A 22,024-nucleotide genomic window follows, 5' to 3' on the forward strand; every position below is an offset into this window, starting at 1 on the left:
GAATCTTAGAACGCTACTGTGTAAAAGATAGAGCGCACTGATAAATATTGTTCCGACATTGGATAGAGATGGTCCAATTTAAGGCTTCACAGATTCTCTTGGCCAGGAAAAGGCCTTGACCAATACCGTCACTGCCTTCCCTTTTTTGGCCGGGTAAGAGGGAGGTTTCTAGATCTAATTGGTTGTCTGTGGCGTTCTCAAAAAAGAGTGTGTCCCCCTTATAGGTAATAACCAATTCAGGGCTGGTAGCGTGCTGTAATGCATTGCTGATCAAGTTGTCGAAGAGCAGACTTACCAGGTGTCGATTGGCCAGGACTCTGACTTTGTGCCCTAACTTTAAATCAACATTAAAATGCTTTTGTACAATTAACTGGTGTTGAGCTAAAAGACGTTCCTCTAGTAAAGCGCACAATGGGATATCTTCCGACTGTAGAGACTCAGAGCGGGCGAGGGCTAATAGTGTCTTAACGGTTTTTTCCATACCGGTAACAGTTTCTAATAGCTCATTTTTCTCAGCTAAAGTCATTTCCCGATTTTGACTGAGAGCCAGTGTGCTTTTCAGAATGGTTAGTCCGGTGCGCAACTCATGGCTTGTATCCCGGGTAAACTCAGTTTCCCTGTGCAATGTTAGCTTGAGCTGGTTAAGAGTGTCTTGCAACGTACTTGCGAGATAACCGATTTCATCTTGTTCATTGTTATAGGGCAGGGAAATTTGAGAATCGCAGTTTCTCTGCCGCTGAACTGCTTTAGCGAGGGTTACTACAGGCGCGATGGTTTTACGGGAAATACGAAAAGCACAATAGAGGGCTAAGAGTAGGGTCAAGATACAGGCGCTGGCAAAAAGCCAGAGAAGCTTTGAAGATTGTCGGGTAACAGTGAGCAATTCACTGACTTCAGCTACGAGAACGGGGGAATGGTTGTCCGGAAAATGTACTCTGCGTAAATGGAAGTGATGTTCAGTATCACTAAACCACTCAGCCTTTTCTGCATAGCTTGGTAAGGCAGTGCGCAGTTCGGCCGGAATTATTTTGCTTTCAGTGTATAGCGTTAAATAGGGTAGGCGTGGCTCTGGGGTCGCATTAGTCAGTCTTGCCTGCTGTTCGAGGTAGCGGACTTCTCCGGCCAATAAGTTATCGAGTAAATGGTCTTCAACTACATAGGCCACCATCATACAAATGGCAAAAAACACCAAGCATAGCAGCAGGGTAAAACTGCCAAAAATAGCGAAGACCTTCCTCTGTAAATTACTGGTTTCGCGCATTGGGAGTTTCCAACTGATAACCGAGATTGGTGATGGTTTTCAACATAGGGGCCTGGAAAGGCTTATCCAGTGCTTGGCGAAGACTATAAATGTGGGATTTTAAGGCGTCTGTTTCTGGGGGTTCATCACCCCAAATATGGTGGATTATTGCCGAGCGGCTTACTGGTGCTGGCGACGCCTGGGCGAGCATAGTGAGAATGCGAAAACCGATAGTTGTCAGGGGCAGAGGTTGTTTATCCCGGTAGGCCGTTTGCTGGCGCTGGTTTATCTGTAAATCACCGACCTTAATTTCTTCACTGGTATGCAGCTGGTGTCTACGTGCCAGGGCACGGCATCTCAGTATCAGTTCCCTTGGTTCGAAGGGCTTACATAAGTAGTCATCGGCACCGATACCAAATCCGCGTTCTTTATCTGCGAGAGCATCTCGGGCAGTTAACATCAGAATTGGCATGTTAACTGGCGCTTGTGCCTTGATCTTTTCGCAGACCTCCAAGCCGTCGATATCCGGCAGGCCCAGGTCGAGAATAATCAGGTCGAAGATTTGTTCCAGGGCCAGCTGTAAGCCCTGGTGACCCCGGTGGGCATAATCTATCTGCCAGCCCTCAGCATGTAGGAATTCGGCAAGCTGGCGGGCGATAGTGGGGTTATCTTCAATCAACAATATCTTCAGTGAGCGCACCGGCAAATCTCTTTTGGCAGAGGAAGTTACAAAACATTCTGACAGAGTGCCGGTGAAATTGAAGTGAAGCCCCGTTGTTGGACTGTTTTAGATATTGGTTGGACTGCTCTAGATATTGAGGTTACGGCCGCCGTCAACGGCAATAACCTGACCGTTGATATAGGGGGCGTCACAGACCAGGAAGCGCACGGTTTTGGCGATATCACTGGGGTCACCGGTTCGGGCCAAAGGAATGCGCTGGGTGATCTGTGCTTTCTTGGCTTCGTTAGTTGCCTCTTGCTCCGGCCAAAGAATGGCACCGGGGGCGACTGCATTGACCTGGACCTGGGGAGACAGCTCCAGAGCGAGGCTTTTTGTCAGCATTACCAGCCCAGCCTTGGCGGCGCAGTAAATAGTGTGCTCGGGCATCGGGCGCTCGGCGTGAATATCCGCCATATTAACAACGCAACCCTGTTGTTGGCTGAGTGTTTCTTTCAGGGCCTGAGTGAGAAAGAAAGGGGCTTTGAGGTTGCTGCCCACCAGCCGATCCCAGTCCTCCTCGGTCGCATTTCCCACAGGTGTGGGGTGAAATGCTGAGGCATTGTTGACCAGAACATCAATACCGCCCCAGGCCTCTTGTGCGCGCTGGGCCAGATTGGAACAGGCTTCGGCGCTATTCAACTCACTGTGCAACGCTATGGCAGAGTTGGGGCGACGTTGGTTCAGCTCGTTTGCCAGGGCCTTGGCAGTATCAGCCGAGTTGCGATAGTGAATAACAACTCTGTGATCTCTATGTAGCTCCTCAGCAATAGCACGACCCAGGCGTGCAGCGGCACCGGTAATCAACACATTACGCAATGTAGTCATCCTTTACTTTGGTGATTGCCTTGATGCGCTCCCGGTCCAGTGCTTGCCCGAGTTTCGCACCCTGGTAGCCCTGTTTAATCAACCCCTCGGCAGTTACTGCTGCTGCCCCATCTCGAGCGGCGCGTAAAAAGTCTACCTGTGGATAATCTCGATTCTCCAGCCCCTCACGACCTCGGGCATCTGCCTCACAGGCGCGAAGAAAGTTTTCAAATCGCTCGGGACGTCGCAAGGCATCCAGACTGCGGATCATTTTCATAATGGTCTGTGGGCGCAATTCGAAGGCTCTGTGGCAATGCAGGTGGTATTCGCAGACCCCGACAGCTAGTGCAGTCAGGTCTTTTGGGGTACGCCAGCGCTCGCAGACGGCCTTTACAAGAGGTACGCCTGCGGCCTCGTGTCCGTGGTGGCTGGGGAGAATCTCCTCGGGAGTCAGTCCTTTGCCCAGGTCGTGTAGCAGTACTGCAAAACGCAAGGGGAGCTCTGCCGGTGCGGCGCGCAGGGCTAGCAGTACGTGTTCTCCAGTGTCCACTTCGGGGTGGTGTTTGGGCGGCTGGGGAACACCAAACAAATTCTCTAACTCTGGTAAAAGTACTGATAGGGCGCCGCAGTCTCGCAGTACCCGAATAAAAATATCGGGGTCTGGCTCGGTAAGCGCCCGGCTTACCTCTTTCCAGACCCTCTCGGCCACCAGATATTCCACTTCACCCGCTTCTACCATCTGGCGCATGAGTATCATGGTCTCAGGGGCAACGCTAAAGCCAAGGTGATGGTAGCGGGCGGCAAAGCGGGCTACTCGCAGTATTCTTAGGGGGTCTTCGGCAAATGCAGGAGAAACATGGCGCAAAAGCCGTGCCTCCAGATCTTTCTGCCCGCCGTAGGGGTCTATTAGCTTGCCGTCGGTGTCTTCTGCAATGGCATTAATAGTGAGATCTCGCCGCAGGAGATCCTCTTCCAGGGTGATATTGGCATCGGCGTTAACTGTAAAACCGCCATAGCCGTGTCCGCTCTTTCTTTCGGTGCGAGCGAGCGCGTATTCTTCACCGGTCTCAGGGTGTAGGAATACTGGAAAATCTTTGCCGACTGGGCTGTATCCGAGGTCCTGCATTCTATCTGCATCTGCCCCAACCACTACCCAGTCGCGCTCGGTAACTGGACGATTCAAAAGTCTGTCGCGCACTGCGCCGCCAACAAGGTAGATCTTCAAAAATTGTTCTCCAGAGCTGGAGATATCATTAATTCGGTAGGTGATTGTACTGCCATAAGTCCATTAGTTCCGGCAATGTCCGCAGGGGTGCTGCTGGATAAGTAAGAAAGCAGGGAAGGAGAGTCAGAGGTTTTGGCAAGATAAAAAAAAGGCCCCGAAAAAACAAGGGGGCCCAGGGTCTTAGGGTATTCGCTTAGCAAACATCTAATTGCCAATAGCGGGATCGCTGACTTACCGGCCATACCCGCTGGAGAGGATCTGGCGACACACTGGTACCGCTAAATCTGAAGTCATTCTATGTGACCTGTCATACCTGTCAACTATATCTTTTAGTATTTTTTGAGGGGGTTGTATCTCTGTTCGTTAACTAAATACATGGACCGAATTTCGGGCTGGTTTTGCAGCATTGAACAGCATAATTTATAGGGGCGATCCTGTTGGGCAGGATAATTTCGCGCCTGGCTTCGGGGGATGGAGTTGGGGCTTTTGAAATTGACCTGGTCGTCAAGGATTGCAGTTGTTGGGGAGAATAAATATGAGCGAACTACATGTGCTAACCACCGGGGAAGCGGCTCGGTATTGTGGGGTCAACTTCCGAACGGTGATTCGCTGGATTGAGCGGGGGCAGCTCAAGGCTTACAAGCTTCCTGGGCGTGGCGACCATCGGATTTGTGTAGAGGACTTCGTGGGTTTCCTGCGGGATAACTCTATGCCAGTGCCGAATGACCTGGCGATACCCAGTCGCAAAGTTCTGTTGCTGACAACAGATCCGGAACTGACTTCTTCAGGCCTCCAGGCCTTGAAAAATATCGGCTGTGAAATTGAAGTGGCTGGTGACAGTTTCTCTGCTGGTGTTTTATTAGCTAATGCTAAGCCGGCGCTGTTGGTTGTCGATGCCGCATTGGTTGGTGACGGGGGCTTTCAGGTACTGGATTACTTGAGGTCGCGCAGCGAGTATAGCAGCCTACGTATCCTGGTTGTGGCTGCTGAGGAAGATCTGGATAAAGCCCGCTGGCTGGATGCGGGGGCCGATGCCCTTCTGGCACATCGTGAAGAACGCGGTGAACTGGCTGCTAAAGCCAGGTTGCTGCTAGAGGCTGATCACTAAGCCAAGTTTTCTGCCTGGATTTATTCCTGGCCATTCGCCCCGTTTGCACGGGAGTTTTAATAAAAAGCTCCCGTGCAAAGATTCAGATAGGTTTCGGAATCAGCATTGACTCCTCTTCTCCTTCCTGCCGATCACGGCCCTGTTCAGGGCAGTGGAAGCTAGCCGTAATTTCATCGCCGTTGAGGCTGTTTAGATGTATATCAAAACCCCAGAGTCTGTGTAGATGCCTTAAAACTTCCGGAGTATCTTTGCCAAGTGGCCGGCGGCGATGCTGGGTGTGATTTAAGGTGAGTGAACGATCTCCCCGTGTATCTACAGAGTAAACCTGTATGTTGGGTTCTCGATTACCCAAGTTGTACTGGCCGGCGAGATTCTCCCGAAGTTGTCGATAACCACTTTCGTCATGGATTGCACTGACAACAATTTCATTTTCCTGATCGTTGTCGCTGACACAAAAGAGTTTCATATCGCGCATCACTTTTGGTGAGAGAAACTGTAGGATAAAACTCTCATCCTTGAAGTCACGCATGGCAAATTGGAGTGTTTCTCGCCAATTGCTCCCAGCGATATCTGGGAACCAGCGGCGATCTTCATCAGTCGGTTCTTCACAGATACGCCTGAGATCACTGAATATACTGAAGCCCAAGGTGTATGGATTGATGCCATTGTAATAAGGACTGTCAAAACTGGGCTGATAGATCACGTTCGTATGACTTTGTAAGAACTCCATCATAAAGCCTTCAGTCACTCGTCCTCGCCGGTAGAGTTCTGTTAGCAGTGTGTAGTGCCAAAAAGTGGCCCACCCCTCGTTCATGACTTGAGTTTGGCGCTGTGGATAAAAATACTGTGCGAGCTTGCGCACGATACGTACTAATTCTCTTTGCCAACCTTCAAGTAAGGGGGCATTTTTTTCGATAAAGTAAAGGAGGTTCTCCTGAGGTTCCTCCGGAAAACGTTTCTCATTGGTTTCCTCGGTGCCTTCTCCAAGTTTTGGGATTGTTCGCCATAGATCGTTGAGTTGACGTTGCCGATATTCTTCACGCTCCTGTTGTTGGCGCTCTTCTTCAATAGCTGAGATGGGGTAAGGGCGTTTATAGCGATCCACGCCGTAGTTCATTAAGGCATGGCAGGAGTCGAGAATGGCCTCGACTTCATCAAGCCCGTGGCGTTCTTCACAGCGGGAAATATAATTTTTGGCAAAGATTAGGTAGTCGATAATACTACTGGCATCCGTCCAGGAGCGGAAAAGGTAATTGCCCTTGAAAAAAGAATTGTGTCCATAGGATGCATGAGCGATCACCAAGGCCTGCATTGTCATGGTGTTTTCCTCCATGAGGTAAGCGATGCAGGGGTTGGAGTTGATAACAATTTCGTAGGCGAGCCCCATTAAACCGCGCTGATAATTATTCTCAACACTTATAAATTGCTTGCCAAACGACCAATGGTTGTAGCCCACTGGCATACCCACCGAAGAGTAGGCATCCATCATTTGTTCTGAACTGATAACCTCAATTTGATTGGGGTAGGTATCCAGGCCAAATTCGTCCGCCAACGCGCCAATGGCGAGGTCATATTCCTGGATCAGCTCAAATGTCCACTCTGAGGTGGTAGAAATAGGGTTTGCTGATTCTGGTTTTTGCGAATCGCTGCCGCTGGCAAATGTATCTAGCATCGAGCGGTCACCTTCTGGCTGAACAGTTGACGGAATACAGGGTAAATATCCTGCACATCCACAATTTGCTCCATGGCGAAGTGATTTGGGAATAGGGTACGTACACTTTCGTATTCTTCCCACAAGGCTTGGTGGTCTCTGGGAGTTATTTCCACGTAGGAGTAGTACTGTACATGGGGCATGATGTCGTCAATTAGGATACGATGGCAGGTGCTGGAGTCATCATTCCAGTTGTCGCCATCTGAAGCTTGGGCGCCGTAAATATTCCATTCACTCTCCGGGTATCGATCGTGCATAATCCGTCTCATTAACTTCAGAGCGCTGGAGACGATGGTTCCCCCTGTCTCACGAGAGTAGAAAAATTCCTCTTCATCCACTTCCTTGGCGCTAGTGTGGTGGCGGATAAAAACGACTTCTGTGTATTCATAACTGCGTTGCAGGAATAGATAAAGCAGGAGGAAAAAGCGCTTAGCCATGTCTTTAGTGGCTTGATTCATAGAGCCGGATACGTCCATAAGGCAGAACATAACCGCACGCGAACGAGGTTTTGGTTGTTTGATTAATAGATTGTATTTCAGATCAAAATCATCCAAAAATGGCACCCGCCCAACACGGCGGCGCAACTCAGCGATTTCGCCTTTCAGAGCCTCTATCTTGCGCTGATCGCGCAAAGCAGTATCTTTTTGTTCCTCTAACTCTAGGGATGTCTCTAGTTCACGGATATTTCGTCTTTTACTACTAGTGAGTGCGATACGACGAGCATGAGCTGCTCTTAAGGAGCGAATGACATTTAACCGACCAGGGGTGCCTTCGTTACTGATTCCAGCGCGGACAACTTGAAAGGACTCATTACCGGCGAGCCTTTGTTTAACCATGTTGGGCAGTTGTAGCCCCTCAAACATAAAGTCGAGAAATTCTTCCTGTGAAATTTGAAAGACAAAGTCATCCACTCCCTCGCCACTATCACTGGCTCCTCCGCCATTGCCATCACCACCTTTAGGTTGCTGGCGTGGAATACGATCCCCTGTGGTAAATTCTTTGTTGCCGGGTAAAACACGCTCGACATGACCCCCTGAGCCATGTGAAAAAAGGGGCTCACTGATATCCCGGGTAGGAATGCTGATGCGTTCGCCCTTGTCCATGTCCATTATGGATCGGCTGTTCATAGCGTCACCCACGGCTTTTTTGATATGGGCTTTATAGCGTCTTAAAAAGCGTTGCCGATTTACAGTACTTTTCTTTTTTCCATTTAGGCGGCGGTCGATGATATAGCTCATAGTTCTGCCTTTAGTCTGAATAAAACCATCTGGCAAGGCCACCATGTAATCTATTCAGAAATGCTTCTGTCGTCTATTAGGGCCCCTATAGGGATCCTAATAGACGAAATTTTTCAGCTCTAGAAAAATAGGAATAGATACTTGAAAGTGTCTATCCGTCATTGCAATTAATTCATCTACTGAGATTTACGTACTCGGAGATACCACTCTGATAACAGGCGAACCTGTTTTTCTGTATAGCCGCGTTCTACCATGCGGGCAACAAAGTCTGCATGCTTGCGCTTGTCATCCGCAGAAGCTTTGGTATTAAAGGAAATAACTGGCAGGAGGTCCTCGGTGTTCGAGAACATCTTTTTCTCAATAACGGCGCGCAATTTCTCATAGGATCGCCAATCTGGATTTTTCCCCTGATTGTTGGCGCGAGCACGTAAAACAAAGTTTACAATTTCATTGCGGAAGTCTTTTGGATTAGAGATACCTGCAGGTTTTTCTGTTTTCTCTAATTCTTCATTTAGTGCGCCACGGTCTAGGATTTCCCCAGTCTCTGGATCTCGATATTCCTGATCCTGAATCCAGAAGTCCGCATAAGTGACGTATCTATCAAATAAATTTTGTCCATACTCGGCATACGACTCGAGATATGCGGTTTGGATTTCCTTGCCAATAAATTCTACATATCTTGGAGCGAGATATTCCTTGATGAATCCAAGATAGTTCTCTTGTATTTCTGGAGGGAATTGTTCTTGTTCTATTTGTTGTTCCAGGACATAGAGTAAATGCACAGGATTGGCTGCTACTTCTGTAGCATCAAAATTAAAAACTTTGGAGAGTATTTTGAAGGCAAAACGAGTGGACAGCCCATTCATTCCTTCATCGACGCCGGCATTATCTCGATACTCTTGTATAGTTTTGGCTTTGGGGTCTGTATCTTTCAGATTTTCTCCATCATAAATGCGCATTTTCGAGTAGAGGCTTGAATTTTCCGGGTTTTTAATCCGTGAGAGCACCGAAAATTGAGCCAACATACGTAAGGTGTCAGGCGCACATGGAGCTTTTGAAAGGGAGCTATTTTCCAGTAACTTCTGATAGATTCTGATTTCTTCCTGAACTCGAACACAGTAGGGGACTTTGACAATATAAATTCTGTCAAGGAAGGCCTCGTTGTTGCGATTATTTCGGAAAGACTGCCATTCAGACTCATTAGAATGTGCCAGAATGGTCCCATTAAATGGTATAGACCCGAGTCCTTCGGTGCTATTGTAGTTGCCCTCTTGGGTTGCGGTAAGTAGGGGGTGAAGCACCTTGATCGGGGCCTTAAACATCTCAACAAATTCCATCAGCCCTTGGTTGGCACGACAGAGACTGCCTGAAAAGCTGTAGGCATCTGGATCATTCTGAGGAAAATCCTCTAGTTTTCTGATATCAATTTTGCCAACCAGGGAGGAGATGTCCTGATTGTTTTCGTCGCCAGGTTCAGTTTTGGAGATGGCAACTTGATCAAGAATCGATGGGCGGATCTTAACTACCCGAAACTTACTGATATCACCTTTGAATTCATGAAGGCGCTTAACAGCCCAAGGGGACATGATAGTATTTACATAGCGTCTAGCAATACCGTAGTCTTCTTCAAGGATACGCCCATCCTCATTGGGGGAGAACAAACTCAAAGGAGATTCAAAAACCGGAGACCCTTTGATTGCGTAGATCGGCACCTGCTCCATAAGTGCTTTAAGACGTTCTGCCAGTGAGGATTTACCGCCCCCAACAGGCCCTAATAAATAGAGTATTTGTTTTTTCTCTTCCAGCCCTTGAGCGGCATGTCGGAAGAAGGAGACGATTTGCTCAATTGCCTCTTCCATACCATAGAACTCGCCGAAAGCCTTATAGCGTTTGATGACTTTATTACAGAAAATACGTGACAAGCGAGGATCTCGAGAGGTATCTATCAGCTCTGCCTCTCCAATGGCCATCAGCATTCTCTCAGCGGGTGACGCATAGGCGCTGCGGTCTGTCTTACAGAGTTCCAGGTATTCTTGAATACTGAGCTCTTCATCCTGGATTGACTCGTATCGTTCCAGGTAGTGATTAAAAATTGTCATGGAATTTACCTCCCTGTAGCCTGGTGGGCAGAGTCCAGCGTCCTGCTTATCATTTTGAATCAGAGCACTGACTAGTTGTTTCGAAGACTGTATTTACTGTGGCTCCCGCAAAGTGTTTGATTGGCGGTTATCCAGTCATTACCTTGTTTGAGTGTTGCCCGGCATAAAGCGCTATTCATTATCGCCGTTGCTAACCTTGTCCTTCCCCGGATTCGATGAAACGGTTCCGGCTTTTCCAGCATAGCTTTTTGGTTCACTACGGCACTGGATTGTCATTCAGAGAGGTTGAATTTAATGGCAGTTTTGGTCTTTACTTACGACTCAGAAGAAGTAAGTGGGTTAATAAGGAACTGAAATGGCGATTTTAGTGACTGGCGGTGCTGGTTATATTGGTAGTCACACCTGTGTTGAGATGCTTTTGGCTGGATTACAGCCAGTAGTGGTGGATAACCTCTCCAATAGCAGTCGTGAGGCCTTAAACAGGGTAAATCTGATCACAGGTGAGGATATACCTTTTTTTGATCTGGATATTGCTGATAAGCCTAGGCTTCGCCAAGTATTTACTGATCACAAGATAAAGGCAGTAATTCATTTTGCAGGCCTTAAAGCAGTGGGTGAATCTGTAGCTCAACCTTTGCGCTATTACCAAAATAATGTGGCTGGTACCTTGGCACTTATGGAGGTGATGGAGGAGTTTGACACTAAACAAATTATTTTCAGTTCCTCAGCCACGGTCTATGGAGATCCAGAAACGGTACCTATACATGAAAGCTTTCCCACTGGTGCTACAAACCCATATGGTGCTAGTAAGCTGATGGTAGAGAATATAATGAGGGATATTTGCTCAGCGCCAGGTAACGGTTGGAAGGTAAGTCTTTTGAGGTACTTTAATCCAATTGGTGCACATAAGAGTGGTTTAATTGGTGAAGATCCTCGCGGTATACCTAATAATTTACTGCCTTATGTTGCCCAGGTTGCTGTTGGTCGGCGGCCATTCCTACAGGTTTTTGGGGATGACTACGCTACGGTAGATGGTACTGGTGTCAGAGATTATATCCACGTGGTGGACTTGGCTCGAGGTCATCTTGCAGCTTTAAATATGTTGTGTAAATCCTCAACCCCCGTAGGTTGCTATACCCATAATCTTGGTACAGGCAAGGGAAATTCAGTATTAGAGGTAGTAAGGGCTTTTGAGGCGGCTAGCGGGAAGTCTATACCCTATAAAATAGTACCCCGTCGAGTGGGAGATATTGCTGAATGTTATGCAGATCCAACTCTGGCGGAGAGTGAGCTTGGCTGGAAGGCTGAGCATAGCCTGGAACGGATGGTAGAGGATACTTGGCGTTGGCAGTCTCAAAACCCAAATGGTTACGAAGCTTAAGTAACTATCTTCTCTGATTGTAATGTTGTGTAGTGGGAGGGATTCCACTACTTACTGCCAATTCTCTAAGAACTCTGGAACTATTAACTCCACAAGGAGTCACTACTCTTTGTTATTTAGGATAGCTTATTCTTTATGGAGTGAAGAAGTTTTGAATCAATTGGTTGTTGATGCTCTATATGTTCATAGAGGAATAAACAGTGTTATTGAAAATCTGTCCTTCTCTGCCTCTGCCAGAATAATAAAATATTGGGAAAGAATGGCTCGGGGAAGACAAGTCTTTTGCTCGGGATATCAGGTCTAATTTCTATCTCCTCAGGTACTATTAATTTACTTGGGGAAATAAAAAGGTCAAGCCGAAGAGAATGGTGTGGAGTGTTTTCTGATGCGGTCACCCTTCCAAGTTATTTATCTGTTGAGGAAGTCCTATCTGTTTGCCATATACAAAAATCTGACCGTTTAAATGAATTTAAAGAAGAGTTTTTGTGCGATATTCATTCTTGTGCAAAAGTTTCCGACTTATCGGAAGGGCAGCGAAGAAAAGTAGCTATAGTTTGTGCCTTATTTAAAGAAAATGGAGTTCTTTTATTGGATGAGCCCTTCAATGCTTTGGATGATAACTCTAGCAGAGCTTTGGTCGAGCATTTATCAGATTATTCTGGAATGCTTATTTACGCGAGTCATAATTCCGTTTCTTTTTCAGAAAAAGAAACGGAGGTAATGTTGTGAGCCTGTCTTTGAATAACTTGTTGTTTGCAGGGGGTTGCCTTTAGGCTGAGAATTTGGGTTGAGGCAAATCAATGGATTTTAATTGGGCTGGCCTCAATAATAACCCCTGTATTGATGATGATTCATCTTCCTGTAAGCTTGCTCTTGACAGGAGAGGGTGGAGATATAAGGACTTCTCTCTCTATTCTTCTAGTGGCGCATATTGCTTTTGCGGTTTGTGGAATTCTGTTGTCTCCTGAACCTGCGGAGTTAAAGTGGTATCTGAGCTGCTTCCACCCTCTAGACTTGATTAAATCTCTATGTATAGTTCAGCTTAAATACAATCCACTTTTTTGGGCGTTATGGTTGCTTCCGCTCTTAGTGTTGGTGTACTTGGGAGAGCCGTTTAGTATCTTAGGGTACCTGACTTGGTTTTTCTTATTCTGTACCATCCAATTGCTTTCTTTTTTGTCTTTAATGAGGCTCAAATATAGACAAATTTTGTTTTCACAATCAAGGACAGTTTTATTAAAAAAATCGCGTATAGTCATCAGATTGCTAATCGCGTTTGCAATTACTATTTGTTGTTATGTGTTTGCGGCTAATGAGGTTTTGATTGCCTTGCGTATTTTATTGGTAGTTGGCTCTTCAATAATTTTTACCTACGCAATAAATTCCATTTTGGAGGATGAGGCTGAAGTCAATTTTTGGATGATGATGAAATCTTGTGGAAAGGGTGAAATTGTTATTCAGGAGTACTTCAAAGGTATCCTAATATCCATGCCTGGGATTATGGTAGTTCTCTTTATAAATGGGCTGGAGTCAGCGGCCCATTTTTTGATTTACATGCTTGCTATAACGGGGTTCTCTTTACTTTCACTTTATAAGTGGGGGCGAGTTATTTCAGCTCCTTTATTAGCTGTCTCCGGGGTGATATTGTTGAGCGTATAAACCCTCAAGTCAGGTATACAGCTCTAAGGACAAAACTAAATTTCTAGTAGCCTCCATTGACCCCTGAGATTTTTTATAGTTTTGTGGAGGCTCAGAGGCTGCAGTCTGTACAAAAAAACTCTTCGTCTCCCAGGCGCATAGCTGTTAGATATCCCCCCCATACACAGCCGGTATCCAAAGCATAGATATTTTCGGTATCGGCTCTTCCTTCAAGGGCGGCCCAGTGGCCAAAAATTATTTTGTCATTTTTAGTCTTTCTATTAGAAAAACTAAACCAGGGCTTGTAATCACCATGGGATGCCTGAGGCCCACGTTTGGTAACAAGGTCGAGGGTGCCATCCTCCTTGCAGAGGCGCATACGCGTGAAATAATTGGTAATTGAACGAAGCCGCTCAATTCCGATTAGGTGATCATCCCAGCAGTGGGGTTCATTACCATACATGCCGTAAAAAAAGGCCTTTGCCATGGCTTCATTCGAGAGAGCATGCTCTACCTCACGAGATAGCTTTTGGGCTTTGGTAATATTCCAGATAGGGGGGATACCGGCGTGGACCATAGTGTATCCCTTTTTATGTACCATTAAGGGAAGGGTCTGTAGCCAGCTTAACAGACGATCTGAATCTTTTGCCCTTAGAATCTTTGCGAGATCTTGCTCTTTCTCTGCAAGATGCTTGGCCCCATGTGCCAAGGCCAAGAGATGCAGATCGTGATTGCCGAGAACAGCGGTAACTTGATAACGGTGTTCATAGAGAAAGCGTAAAGTCCCCAGACTGTCTTCGCCACGGTGCACTAAATCTCCGGCGATCCATAGTTTGTCACTGTCAAAACTAAAATGGATTTTCTTTAATAGGCGCTTTAAAGATTCGAAACAACCCTGAATGTCGCCAATAGCATAGGTAGCCAAACTCTTATCTCCCGAAGCTTAGCTTGCTCAGTGTTGTCCAAGTTTTGTGCAGTAATTTGATAGCTGTACAAACTCTTGCACACTCAGAGTTTCTGGGCGACGGCTGGCATCCACTGGCAGTTGATCTGGATCGAGGTCTGGGAACAGGGGCTTTAGTGCATTGCGCAGTGTTTTACGGCGTTGCTGAAAAGCGACATTGACGATTCTTTCCAATAGTTTTTCATCTTCAGCAATATAGGGGATCTTACTATGGGGTATTAGACGGACAATAGCAGACTCCACTTTAGGGGCTGGCCTGAAGGACTGAGGTGGTACTGGAAATAGCCCTTGAACACGGCAGTAATACTGTACCATTACTGTGAGACGGCCATAGGACTTGGTACCAGGGCTGGCTCCGAGGCGATCGACTACCTCCTTTTGCAGCATAAAGTGCATGTCCTGCACTTTGCTTTTGAAACTGAGCAAATGAAATAAAAGAGGCGTGGAAATATTGTAGGGGAGATTGCCAACAATACGCAGAGGGCTCTCACCGGCAAATTCTCCAAAATCGAATTTCAATGCGTCTCGCTCAATAATCTTGAAATCAGGGTAGTCCCTGAATTTAAATTCCAACAGAGGAATCAGGTCCCGGTCCAGTTCCACGGCTGTGAGTGAGGGACAACGTTGTATTAGCAATTCGGTAATAGCCCCTTGTCCAGGGCCTATTTCGACCAATTTATCGGTTTCTTTAGGGGCTATTGAACGAACTATACGCTCGATGATATTCCCATCGACCAAAAAGTTCTGGCCAAAACGCTTGCGTGCCTTATGTTGGAAAAAATTGTCCATTAATTAATCTGCAATTCAAATAGTGGTATTAGGCAAACAGGATGTTATATCACCTGCTGTTTCCGTAGTTGTGCCAGTTCTATTGCCTGAGTGAGGGCAGCTTCGAGACTGCCACAACTGGCTTTGCCAGTGCCCGCTAAGTCCAGGGCGGTGCCATGATCGACCGAGGTGCGAATATAAGGTAAACCCAGGGTGATATTAACCGCCTTGCCGAAGCCATGAAATTTTAACACTGGCAGGCCCTGATCGTGATACATGGCAAGTACTGCATCGAAATGCTCTAACTGGGGTGGGGTAAACAGTGTGTCTGCCGGTAGTGGCCCGGTCAGATGAAGGCCACGTTGACGCAGCCTTTCCAGTGCTGGCTGAATCACTTCGATTTCTTCCCGGCCCAAGTGGCCCCCCTCTCCAGCATGAGGGTTCAATCCACAAACCCCAATGTGAGGTGAATGGATACGGAACTGATCGCGCAGACCGCCGTGTAGAATCTCGGTGATGAGCTCCAGACGTTTGCCAGTTATTGCTGTGCTCACATCTTTAAGTGGAAGATGTGTAGTGACAAGGGCTACTCGAAGCTCCTGCGCAGCCAGCATCATGACTACTTGTGCTACGCCTGCTCGCTCCGCAAAAAACTCGGTATGGCCACTGAAGGGAAATCCAGCTTCATTGATTACCCCCTTATGTACAGGGCCCGTCACTAACGCATCAAATTGACCATTTTGACATCCATCTGCGGCTATCTCCAATGTCCTCAATACATAGAAGGCGTTGGCGGTGTTTAGCTTTCCAGGTAGGGATGGCTGCTTTAAAGGACTTTCTAAAATATAGAGGCTACCTGGTGCTGTTTCCGATAGCGGGGTATCTTCAGAGAAAGATATAAGCTGAAGGGGGAGTCCTAGCTTTTTAGCAGCCCGCTCCAGCAGGCTTGGGTCCGCAATGGTAATCAGTTGTGCAGGGCTGCCATGCTGAGACAATTTTACACATATCTCTGGGCCAATACCGGCGGGTTCTCCGGGGGTCAGCGCGATTCTGGGTATCATAGAGGAGCCACACTTTATACGAATAAAAAACCGGGCGCTTTGGCCCGGTCTTCGAGGTCTTAAAAAGCGCTTTTATTGCGCTTCCTGTTCAGGGCCTTCTTGCTTTTCATCTTTTAATTTAATTTCTACATAAGCCTGGTCGCGGATTTCCCTGCGCCAATTTTGCAGTTCTTCTTCATAGCGGCGGTTGCGTAAGAGGTTGGCAGCCTGGTTGCGAATATATTGATCGGTCATATCTTGTTTGCGTCGCCCCTCGACCATCAGGATATGCCAGCCGAATTGGCTGCGAAATGGCAGGCTGATTTCGCCGATGCCGGTGGTGTTCATGGCCTGGGTAAATTCAGGCACAAATTGTCCTGGCATAGACCAGCCGAGATCACCGCCGGACAGCATGGAGCCAATATCTTCGGAATTCTCGCGAGCGAGCTCGGTAAAGTTATCGCTAGCCATCGCCTCTTCTCGCATGGCTACCAGCTTGTTGTAGGCTTCATCATCCGTGAGGATGGCTGAGGGTTTGAGCAGGATATGGCGAACTTTAGTCTGCTCCACTAATTGCTCGCTGGCACCTTTTTGTGCATGAATCTTGAGCAGGTGGAAGCCGGCATCACTGCGGAATGGTTCGGTGATATCACCTACCTTGAGGCCGCTTAGCGCATCAGCAAATAGGGTGGGGAGTTCCACTGTTTTGCGCCAACCCAGGTCGCCACCGGCGAGGGCATTCTGCCCAGCAGAGTTGGCGATCGCCAGGCGACGAAAGTCAGTGCCGCCGCGCACCTGCTGAACCAGCTCCTCGGCTTTCTCGCGAGCCTGGGTAACTTCGCTGGCTGGAGCACTGGAGCTGATGGGGATCAAGATATGTCCCAGCTCATACTGAGGGGACTTCCAGAACTCGCCCTCTTTAGAGCGAAGGAAATTGTCGATGTCTTGGTCGGTGATCTGGATTCGGCGGTTGACGCTGCCTTGTTCTACCCGGCGGATCATCAGTTCCTGACGGATCTGCTGGCGAAAGCTTTTCATGGTCATACCATCGGAACGCAGGCGCTGACGAAATTCTTCCGGACTGACACTCGCATTTTGTTGAACGCGAGCGATGGCTTGATCGAGCTCGGATTCAGATATTGTAACGCCCGCCCGGGAGGCCATCTGTAGCTGTAATCGTTCGATAATCAGTTGTTCCAGTACCTGACGACGCAAAACATCCACAGGCGGTGCTTGGACCTGTTGGGCTTGAATTTGGCTGGCGATGGTATTCATGCGCTGGGCAAGTTCACTGGCCATAACCACATCTTCATCTACAACGGCGACTACCCGGTCCAGGGTTTGTACTTGCGCTGTGACCGTGCCGGCGATCAGGACGCAAGCAGCCAGAACGGATGACAAGCCTAATTTCGGCATCAATTTCTGCATTATTTTCATCACGGTTTCAGCTTTTCTCTCTGATCAAAATTGGCAATTCCTTGGCTTAGCATTTGAGTGACCGTTGCGCCAAATCCTGCTAGACCCTTCAGTTGTATTTCGAGGTATATACCTTCATCGTATTGGAGGTCTTCAGCTCTAACAACACCGGCTAGGTCATTGTCCAGGGTTCGGCGCCATAAAAGGCGCGCACGATAGCAGCAGTCGTCATATTCGATACCTGCCAGGTATTCCAGTTCCCGGTTCAATGACAAATCGTAAGCTGCGCCAGCCATTATAGAAGTGTGCGTGTTGATAGGCAGTACAGTGGAGCTGTTCAGCTGGCGTGTAGGGCCGACCTGCTCCACACCGTCCTTATTGATAAATGTGACATTGTCACGCTTATAGTAGTAACTGAGGTTAAAAATACGCGCTTCATCATCAAAGTAGCGCAAGCTGAAGTTGCCGCGGTTGACATTGTGCTCTGTGTCATCGTAGACCAGCTCACTGCCAATTCGTAGGGATTGAATTGGGCGGCTTTCCAGTCTGGCGGCAAGCTCAGAGCGAGGGGTTTCTTCGATAAGCTCGCGCAGACCAATCTGGGTATCGCTGGAGTAGAAAACCTGGCCGACACTTGCAGACAGCAAGTCACGGCCACTAATAGGCTCAATAAAGCGGGTGGTTAGCCCTAGAGCAACCCTACTTGCATCGTCAATACGATCATTGCCGGTAAAACGGCTATGGCGAAATAGCTGATCGTAGCTGAAGGTGAATAGCGAGGTGTCATAGAGTAAGTTATTACTTTGGGGGTCGATGGGGCCTATATCGTTTATGTCATCCCCAGTAATATCGAAGAAACCTTCCTGGTTGGCGCTACTACTGAGTAGTCCGTATAGGCGTGGCTCCAGAGTCTGGATATATTCGCGATTAAAGGCAAAGCCATCACGTTCGAAGTAGAGGCCGGTGTCCAGGGTAAGCTGGGCGGCGGAAGCGCTTGGCGTGTCGTTGGCACCTTCTGGCAAGAAGGTGTCGCTGACCTGATAACCCAGATAGCGACCTGCCAAACCCGGCTTAAAGTAGCCCCACAGCCATTCTTTATCCCAAAAAAGCTCATAGTCCAGACGCAGGCGGTCTGCGGTGATAAAGTCTCTTGTTAGCTCAGTGACACTGTCGGGGTCATCAATATCTCTAATAAACCTGATCGTCTGAGTGTCCTGGTGCCGCCATACAGTGGCTTCATTTTGCAAGGCTAGTTGCCAGTCACCCCAGCGGTAATTGCCATCCACATCTAGCCGAGGCAGCTGGGCGAAAGTATCGAAACGATCATTTTCCAGCACTTGGTAATCCTGGGCACGAAGGCTGATTGCCCAGTTTTCAAAAGTGAGTCTACCCTGGGCTTTTTGGCTAACCTGGGTTTCCGCGTTGATATCAAGGTTGGCGGTACTTAAATCGCGAAAATAGTCGGGATCGCTCACCTTGGTGTAGTCGATGTCGGTACGCCAGATACTGCCGCTATAACCACCCTGTTGTTCCAGGTTCACTAACCAGCGATCGTCCCCTTTGTAAGGTAGAACCAGATCCTCAGGGAAGCCCCGGTCAATCAATTCCTGGGCGAGATCACTATTGCCGCCCTTATCATTGGGGAGGTCGGCTAGGCGTATTTCGGTGTTGAACACAGGGCTTAGGTGGCGGAATTCTACTTCCAGACCAGTGCCGCGATACTGGATGTAGCGTGGAGTGATGGTCGCATCCATCTCTGGGGCGATGTTCCAGTAATACGGAACAGATAGGTCCCAGCCATTCTTATCGCTGTTGCTTAGAGAAGGAAAAAGGAAGCCCGACATGCGCGCATCGCCCACCGGGAAGCGAAAATAAGGGAAGTAGAGTACGGGAACATCCAGTATCTCCAGGCGTACATCCCTTGCGGTTCCCTGGCTCTCCACTTGATCGATATTGATTTCTCCGCCACTCAAGCGCCAGAAAGCCCGGCCCGGCTCACAGCGGGTATAGGTGCCATCGGTAAGGGTCAATTCACCACTGGTCTGACGTGCGACTTGGGCGGCGTCACCATGAATAAATTCGTCGTGGACAACATATGTTGCGTCCTCAATGGAGGCCGCTTCGGTATCGGTGTGAACCTCTGCCGAGTCCCCTCGAACGAGTAAATTGGGTTCGCGCAGTTCGATAGCGCCACTTAGGAAAGCGGTGTTGGTCTGGCGGTTGAGGGTCACTTCATCGGCAAATAATTGGCGATAGCCTTGGGTGATATGGACGTTGCCAATTAATTCGGCAGATCCGTCATCGAGGATGCGAGACTGCTCGGCTGTGGCACGTAGTGGCGCGTCTTCAGGGGGCAAGTTGGCATCGGGGTAATCCCTAGGCGGTTCGATAAAGGCTCCGGAGCAAATCGCCGGTACTCTGGCGCTTTCCTCAGGGGTCAATTCAGAACGTGGTAACCAGTCTAAGTACAGATAGGGGTTGTATTCGGGATCTACGGCGGTTTGGTCCGCATGAGTCCATATAGGGTGCGCGGCCAACAAACCGAGGGCTAGAGAGTGGGCTCGTGGATTCTGAGCTATTGCTAGAGCGAGGCGACGCCACCGGGAGACTTCAAGCATCAATCGATAGGTTCCGGCTATTCTTTGGTGTTTCTTGTATCGGCAGATGCGTGCGACAGCTATCCAGCCGGGGCGCGCAAAAAATTATCGCCCGATTCTACTTGAATGTAGAAGTGGTTAATAGCCGCACAGATGGTACGGATGTAAGAGGCGAGAATGTTATAGTCGCTTCAAGCTCCCTGGGGCAGGGTTTCAATACGAGCTGCTTAATGGGAAACTGCCGCGATAGAAAGAATCATTGATGGGCCGAACAATAAATGAAGGGTGTACTGTGAGTGATGACCTGCGACAAGAGGCTTTGGCTCTTTGGGTGGGTAAGGCTCTGGATATTGAATTTCCAGCAGACTTGGCCAACCTTGCTGGGGATGCGGGCTTTCGGCGCTATTTCCGCACTTCTACTGAGCCCAGGTTAATCGCTGTTGATTCTCCACCTGAGTGTACTAACCCAGCCCAATTTGTGGCAGTTGCCGATTATCTGCGGCGCAATGGTGTGCACACCCCCATGGTAATAGCAGCTGATACAGCCAATGGGTACCTGCTATTGGAAGACTTGGGTGATACCCAATTATTCGATGTGCTGAGTAATGACAGTGTTGAGGGGCTCTATGCGGAGGTAATGAGTGAGCTGCTGAGTCTCCAGCAGATACCCCGTACAGAGGATCTGTTTCCAGATTACAACCGGGAACTATTGCTGACAGAGATGCGTATTATGCCCGAGTGGCTGGTAGGCAAGTTACTCGGCTACTCTCTGAGTGAAGTAGAAAACCGCCTGCTGCAAGAGACCTTTCAACGGTTGCTGGAGAGTGCTGCAGGCCAACCGCAAGCTCTAGTGCACAGAGACTACCATAGCCGTAATTTAATGATCCGTGGAGGTGAGCGCCCTGGAATCGTGGACTTCCAGGATGCCGTGTGGGGACCGATTACCTACGATTTGGTCTCTCTGTTGCGAGACTGCTATATCCGCTGGCCACGCCAGCGGGTCGAGCGCTGGGCTTTAGCCTATGCCGCTACTGCAGAAGCTGCTGGGGTACTGGAACCTGTCGAGCCTAAAGAGTTCTTAACTTGGTTCGACTGGATGGGGCTCCAGCGTCATATTAAAGTGCTGGGCCTTTTTCCACGTCTATCATTGCGCGATGGCAAGCAGAACTACCTGGGGGATTTGCCGCTGGTGATACGCTATGTACTGGAAACTGCTGGGCGCTATGAGGAGCTTCAGCCGTTTGCGCAGTGGTTTGAGCAACAGCTACTTCCGCTTATAGAGCAGCAGCCTTGGTACAGTGATTATCGCTATGCCGGTGAATAGCACTAATAAGCTGTATAAAAACTGATAGATGAATTGAATGACTCAGCTCACTGAGATAGCCCCAACAACCGCTATGGTCTTGGCTGCGGGCTTTGGGCGTAGAATGCGCCCCCTTACTGACCAAACCCCCAAGCCTTTGTTGTCTGTGGCGGGCAAGCCGCTCATTGAGCATGTGCTTGAGCGACTACAGGCTGTGGGAGTTCAACGGGTAGTGATCAACCTGGGCCATTTGGGCCATATGATTCGTGATTACCTGGGGAGTGGTGATCGCTGGGGACTCGATATCCAGTATTCTGTGGAGCAAGAAGACCGACCCCTTGAGACCGCAGGGGGGATTCTCAACGCGATGCCGCTGCTGGGAGAGGGCCCATTCTTTGTGGTTAATGGGGATGTCTGGTGTGACTTTGACCTTTCGCAGTGGGTGAATCGTCCCCTGCCTGAGGGCTGCCCTGGCCGACTTCTTATGGTGCCAAATCCTCCACATAACCCTGAGGGGGACTTCGGAATTGATAATGGCCTGTTGTCTGGGACTGCTAAGCCCCGCTATACCTTTGCCGGTATTAGTTGGCTACGCTCCGAGGTGTTAACCCGCTATCCCAACGTGCGTGAATGCTTCGGCCTTGGCGAGGTCTTTACTTTCAATGAGGACAAACTACAGGCGGACTTATACCCTGGGGACTGGTGTGATGTGGGCACCCCCGAGCGCCTGGAAAACCTGCATTGCCGCCTGAGCGCGGAAAATTGAGTTAC

Annotated in this window: 18 protein-coding genes; 6 read left to right on the plus strand and 12 right to left on the minus strand. The window is 48.6% G+C overall.

The window, feature by feature from the left end; genetic code table 11:
• Positions 1-13: 13 nt before the first annotated feature.
• The 4 genes from MJO52_RS02095 to MJO52_RS02110 all read right to left on the minus strand — a co-directional run bounded on the left by MJO52_RS02095 (position 14) and on the right by MJO52_RS02110 (position 3,990).
• Entirely contained in the window at positions 14-1,261 is a 1,248-nt protein-coding gene (locus MJO52_RS02095; protein ID WP_252084346.1) for a sensor histidine kinase, read from the minus strand.
• Complete coding sequence (locus MJO52_RS02100; RefSeq protein ID WP_252084347.1) at positions 1,245-1,940, minus strand: response regulator transcription factor; 696 nt, start codon at positions 1,938-1,940, stop codon at positions 1,245-1,247. Before MJO52_RS02100 ends, MJO52_RS02095 begins: the two co-directional genes overlap by 17 nt.
• Positions 1,941-2,048: 108 nt before the next feature.
• Entirely contained in the window at positions 2,049-2,786 is a 738-nt protein-coding gene (locus tag MJO52_RS02105; protein ID WP_353505462.1) for a pteridine reductase, read from the minus strand.
• The gene (locus MJO52_RS02110; protein ID WP_252084348.1) at positions 2,770-3,990 is read right to left on the minus strand and encodes a multifunctional CCA addition/repair protein; all 1,221 of its coding nucleotides are present in this window, start codon (positions 3,988-3,990) and stop codon (positions 2,770-2,772) included. Before MJO52_RS02110 ends, MJO52_RS02105 begins: the two co-directional genes overlap by 17 nt.
• Positions 3,991-4,525: 535 nt before the next feature.
• Between MJO52_RS02110 and MJO52_RS02115 the strand changes: the two genes are divergently transcribed.
• Positions 4,526-5,098 (plus strand): helix-turn-helix domain-containing protein, encoded by a 573-nt coding sequence (locus MJO52_RS02115; protein ID WP_252084349.1) that lies wholly within the window; start codon positions 4,526-4,528, stop codon positions 5,096-5,098.
• A gap of 82 nt (positions 5,099-5,180) precedes the next feature.
• On the opposite strand, the gene MJO52_RS02120 is transcribed toward MJO52_RS02115, so the two are convergent.
• The 3 genes from MJO52_RS02120 to MJO52_RS02130 all read right to left on the minus strand — a co-directional run bounded on the left by MJO52_RS02120 (position 5,181) and on the right by MJO52_RS02130 (position 10,146).
• Positions 5,181-6,770 carry a SpoVR family protein gene (locus tag MJO52_RS02120; RefSeq protein WP_252084350.1) on the minus strand — a complete coding sequence of 530 codons (1,590 nt, stop codon included), beginning with the start codon at positions 6,768-6,770 and terminating at the stop codon, positions 5,181-5,183.
• Positions 6,764-8,047, minus strand: coding sequence for a YeaH/YhbH family protein (locus MJO52_RS02125; RefSeq protein ID WP_252084351.1), 1,284 nt, complete (start codon positions 8,045-8,047; stop codon positions 6,764-6,766). Before MJO52_RS02125 ends, MJO52_RS02120 begins: the two co-directional genes overlap by 7 nt.
• A 176-nt stretch (positions 8,048-8,223) precedes the next feature.
• Positions 8,224-10,146: a PrkA family serine protein kinase gene (locus MJO52_RS02130; RefSeq protein ID WP_252084352.1), complete on the minus strand. Its 1,923-nt coding sequence runs from the start codon at positions 10,144-10,146 to the stop codon at positions 8,224-8,226.
• 355 nt (positions 10,147-10,501) lie between these two features.
• On the opposite strand from MJO52_RS02130, the gene galE reads away from it, so the two are divergent.
• From galE to MJO52_RS02145, 3 genes are all read left to right on the plus strand, one after another.
• The gene (gene galE / locus MJO52_RS02135) at positions 10,502-11,527 is read left to right on the plus strand and encodes a UDP-glucose 4-epimerase GalE (RefSeq protein ID WP_252084353.1); all 1,026 of its coding nucleotides are present in this window, start codon (positions 10,502-10,504) and stop codon (positions 11,525-11,527) included.
• 249 nt (positions 11,528-11,776) lie between these two features.
• Entirely contained in the window at positions 11,777-12,256 is a 480-nt protein-coding gene (locus MJO52_RS02140) for an ATP-binding cassette domain-containing protein (RefSeq protein ID WP_286036997.1), read from the plus strand.
• Positions 12,257-12,280: 24 nt separating this feature from the next.
• Positions 12,281-13,186, plus strand: a complete 906-nt coding sequence (locus MJO52_RS02145; protein WP_252084355.1) for a hypothetical protein — start codon at positions 12,281-12,283, stop codon at positions 13,184-13,186.
• A gap of 91 nt (positions 13,187-13,277) precedes the next feature.
• Here MJO52_RS02145 and MJO52_RS02150 read toward each other — a convergent pair whose 3' ends face one another.
• The 5 genes from MJO52_RS02150 to MJO52_RS02170 all read right to left on the minus strand — a co-directional run bounded on the left by MJO52_RS02150 (position 13,278) and on the right by MJO52_RS02170 (position 19,971).
• Positions 13,278-14,090, minus strand: a complete 813-nt coding sequence (locus MJO52_RS02150; RefSeq protein WP_252084356.1) for a symmetrical bis(5'-nucleosyl)-tetraphosphatase — start codon at positions 14,088-14,090, stop codon at positions 13,278-13,280.
• Positions 14,091-14,117: 27 nt separating this feature from the next.
• Positions 14,118-14,918: a 16S rRNA (adenine(1518)-N(6)/adenine(1519)-N(6))-dimethyltransferase RsmA gene (rsmA, locus tag MJO52_RS02155; protein ID WP_252084357.1), complete on the minus strand. Its 801-nt coding sequence runs from the start codon at positions 14,916-14,918 to the stop codon at positions 14,118-14,120.
• 44 nt (positions 14,919-14,962) lie between these two features.
• Positions 14,963-15,958 (minus strand): 4-hydroxythreonine-4-phosphate dehydrogenase PdxA, encoded by a 996-nt coding sequence (gene pdxA, locus MJO52_RS02160; RefSeq protein WP_252084358.1) that lies wholly within the window; start codon positions 15,956-15,958, stop codon positions 14,963-14,965.
• A gap of 72 nt (positions 15,959-16,030) precedes the next feature.
• Positions 16,031-17,353, minus strand: a complete 1,323-nt coding sequence (locus MJO52_RS02165) for a peptidylprolyl isomerase (RefSeq protein WP_252084359.1) — start codon at positions 17,351-17,353, stop codon at positions 16,031-16,033.
• Positions 17,354-17,373: 20 nt separating this feature from the next.
• Entirely contained in the window at positions 17,374-19,971 is a 2,598-nt protein-coding gene (locus MJO52_RS02170; RefSeq protein ID WP_252084360.1) for an LPS-assembly protein LptD, read from the minus strand.
• 241 nt (positions 19,972-20,212) lie between these two features.
• On the opposite strand from MJO52_RS02170, the gene MJO52_RS02175 reads away from it, so the two are divergent.
• Positions 20,213-21,274, plus strand: a complete 1,062-nt coding sequence (locus MJO52_RS02175; protein WP_252084361.1) for an aminoglycoside phosphotransferase family protein — start codon at positions 20,213-20,215, stop codon at positions 21,272-21,274.
• A 37-nt stretch (positions 21,275-21,311) separates the two neighbouring features.
• On the plus strand, positions 21,312-22,019 hold the full coding sequence (locus MJO52_RS02180; RefSeq protein ID WP_252084362.1) for a nucleotidyltransferase family protein: 708 nt from the start codon (positions 21,312-21,314) through the stop codon (positions 22,017-22,019).
• Positions 22,020-22,024: the final 5 nt, after the last annotated feature.

It is taken from the genome of Microbulbifer variabilis (genome assembly GCF_023716485.1).
Classification (GTDB): domain Bacteria; phylum Pseudomonadota; class Gammaproteobacteria; order Pseudomonadales; family Cellvibrionaceae; genus Microbulbifer; species Microbulbifer variabilis_B.

Coding starts and splice junctions, on each gene's coding strand:
- MJO52_RS02175 (WP_252084361.1), top strand. CDS start 20,213: ATGGGCCGAACAATAAATGAAGGGTGTACTGTGAGTGATGACCTGCGA.
- MJO52_RS02105 (WP_353505462.1), bottom strand. CDS start 2,786: ATGACTACATTGCGTAATGTGTTGATTACCGGTGCCGCTGCACGCCTG.
- MJO52_RS02120 (WP_252084350.1), bottom strand. CDS start 6,770: ATGCTAGATACATTTGCCAGCGGCAGCGATTCGCAAAAACCAGAATCA.
- MJO52_RS02115 (WP_252084349.1), top strand. CDS start 4,526: ATGAGCGAACTACATGTGCTAACCACCGGGGAAGCGGCTCGGTATTGT.
- galE (WP_252084353.1), top strand. CDS start 10,502: ATGGCGATTTTAGTGACTGGCGGTGCTGGTTATATTGGTAGTCACACC.
- rsmA (WP_252084357.1), bottom strand. CDS start 14,918: ATGGACAATTTTTTCCAACATAAGGCACGCAAGCGTTTTGGCCAGAAC.
- pdxA (WP_252084358.1), bottom strand. CDS start 15,958: ATGATACCCAGAATCGCGCTGACCCCCGGAGAACCCGCCGGTATTGGC.
- MJO52_RS02165 (WP_252084359.1), bottom strand. CDS start 17,353: ATGCCGAAATTAGGCTTGTCATCCGTTCTGGCTGCTTGCGTCCTGATC.
- MJO52_RS02130 (WP_252084352.1), bottom strand. CDS start 10,146: ATGACAATTTTTAATCACTACCTGGAACGATACGAGTCAATCCAGGAT.
- MJO52_RS02095 (WP_252084346.1), bottom strand. CDS start 1,261: ATGCGCGAAACCAGTAATTTACAGAGGAAGGTCTTCGCTATTTTTGGC.
- MJO52_RS02125 (WP_252084351.1), bottom strand. CDS start 8,047: ATGAGCTATATCATCGACCGCCGCCTAAATGGAAAAAAGAAAAGTACT.
- MJO52_RS02170 (WP_252084360.1), bottom strand. CDS start 19,971: ATGCTTGAAGTCTCCCGGTGGCGTCGCCTCGCTCTAGCAATAGCTCAG.
- MJO52_RS02180 (WP_252084362.1), top strand. CDS start 21,312: ATGACTCAGCTCACTGAGATAGCCCCAACAACCGCTATGGTCTTGGCT.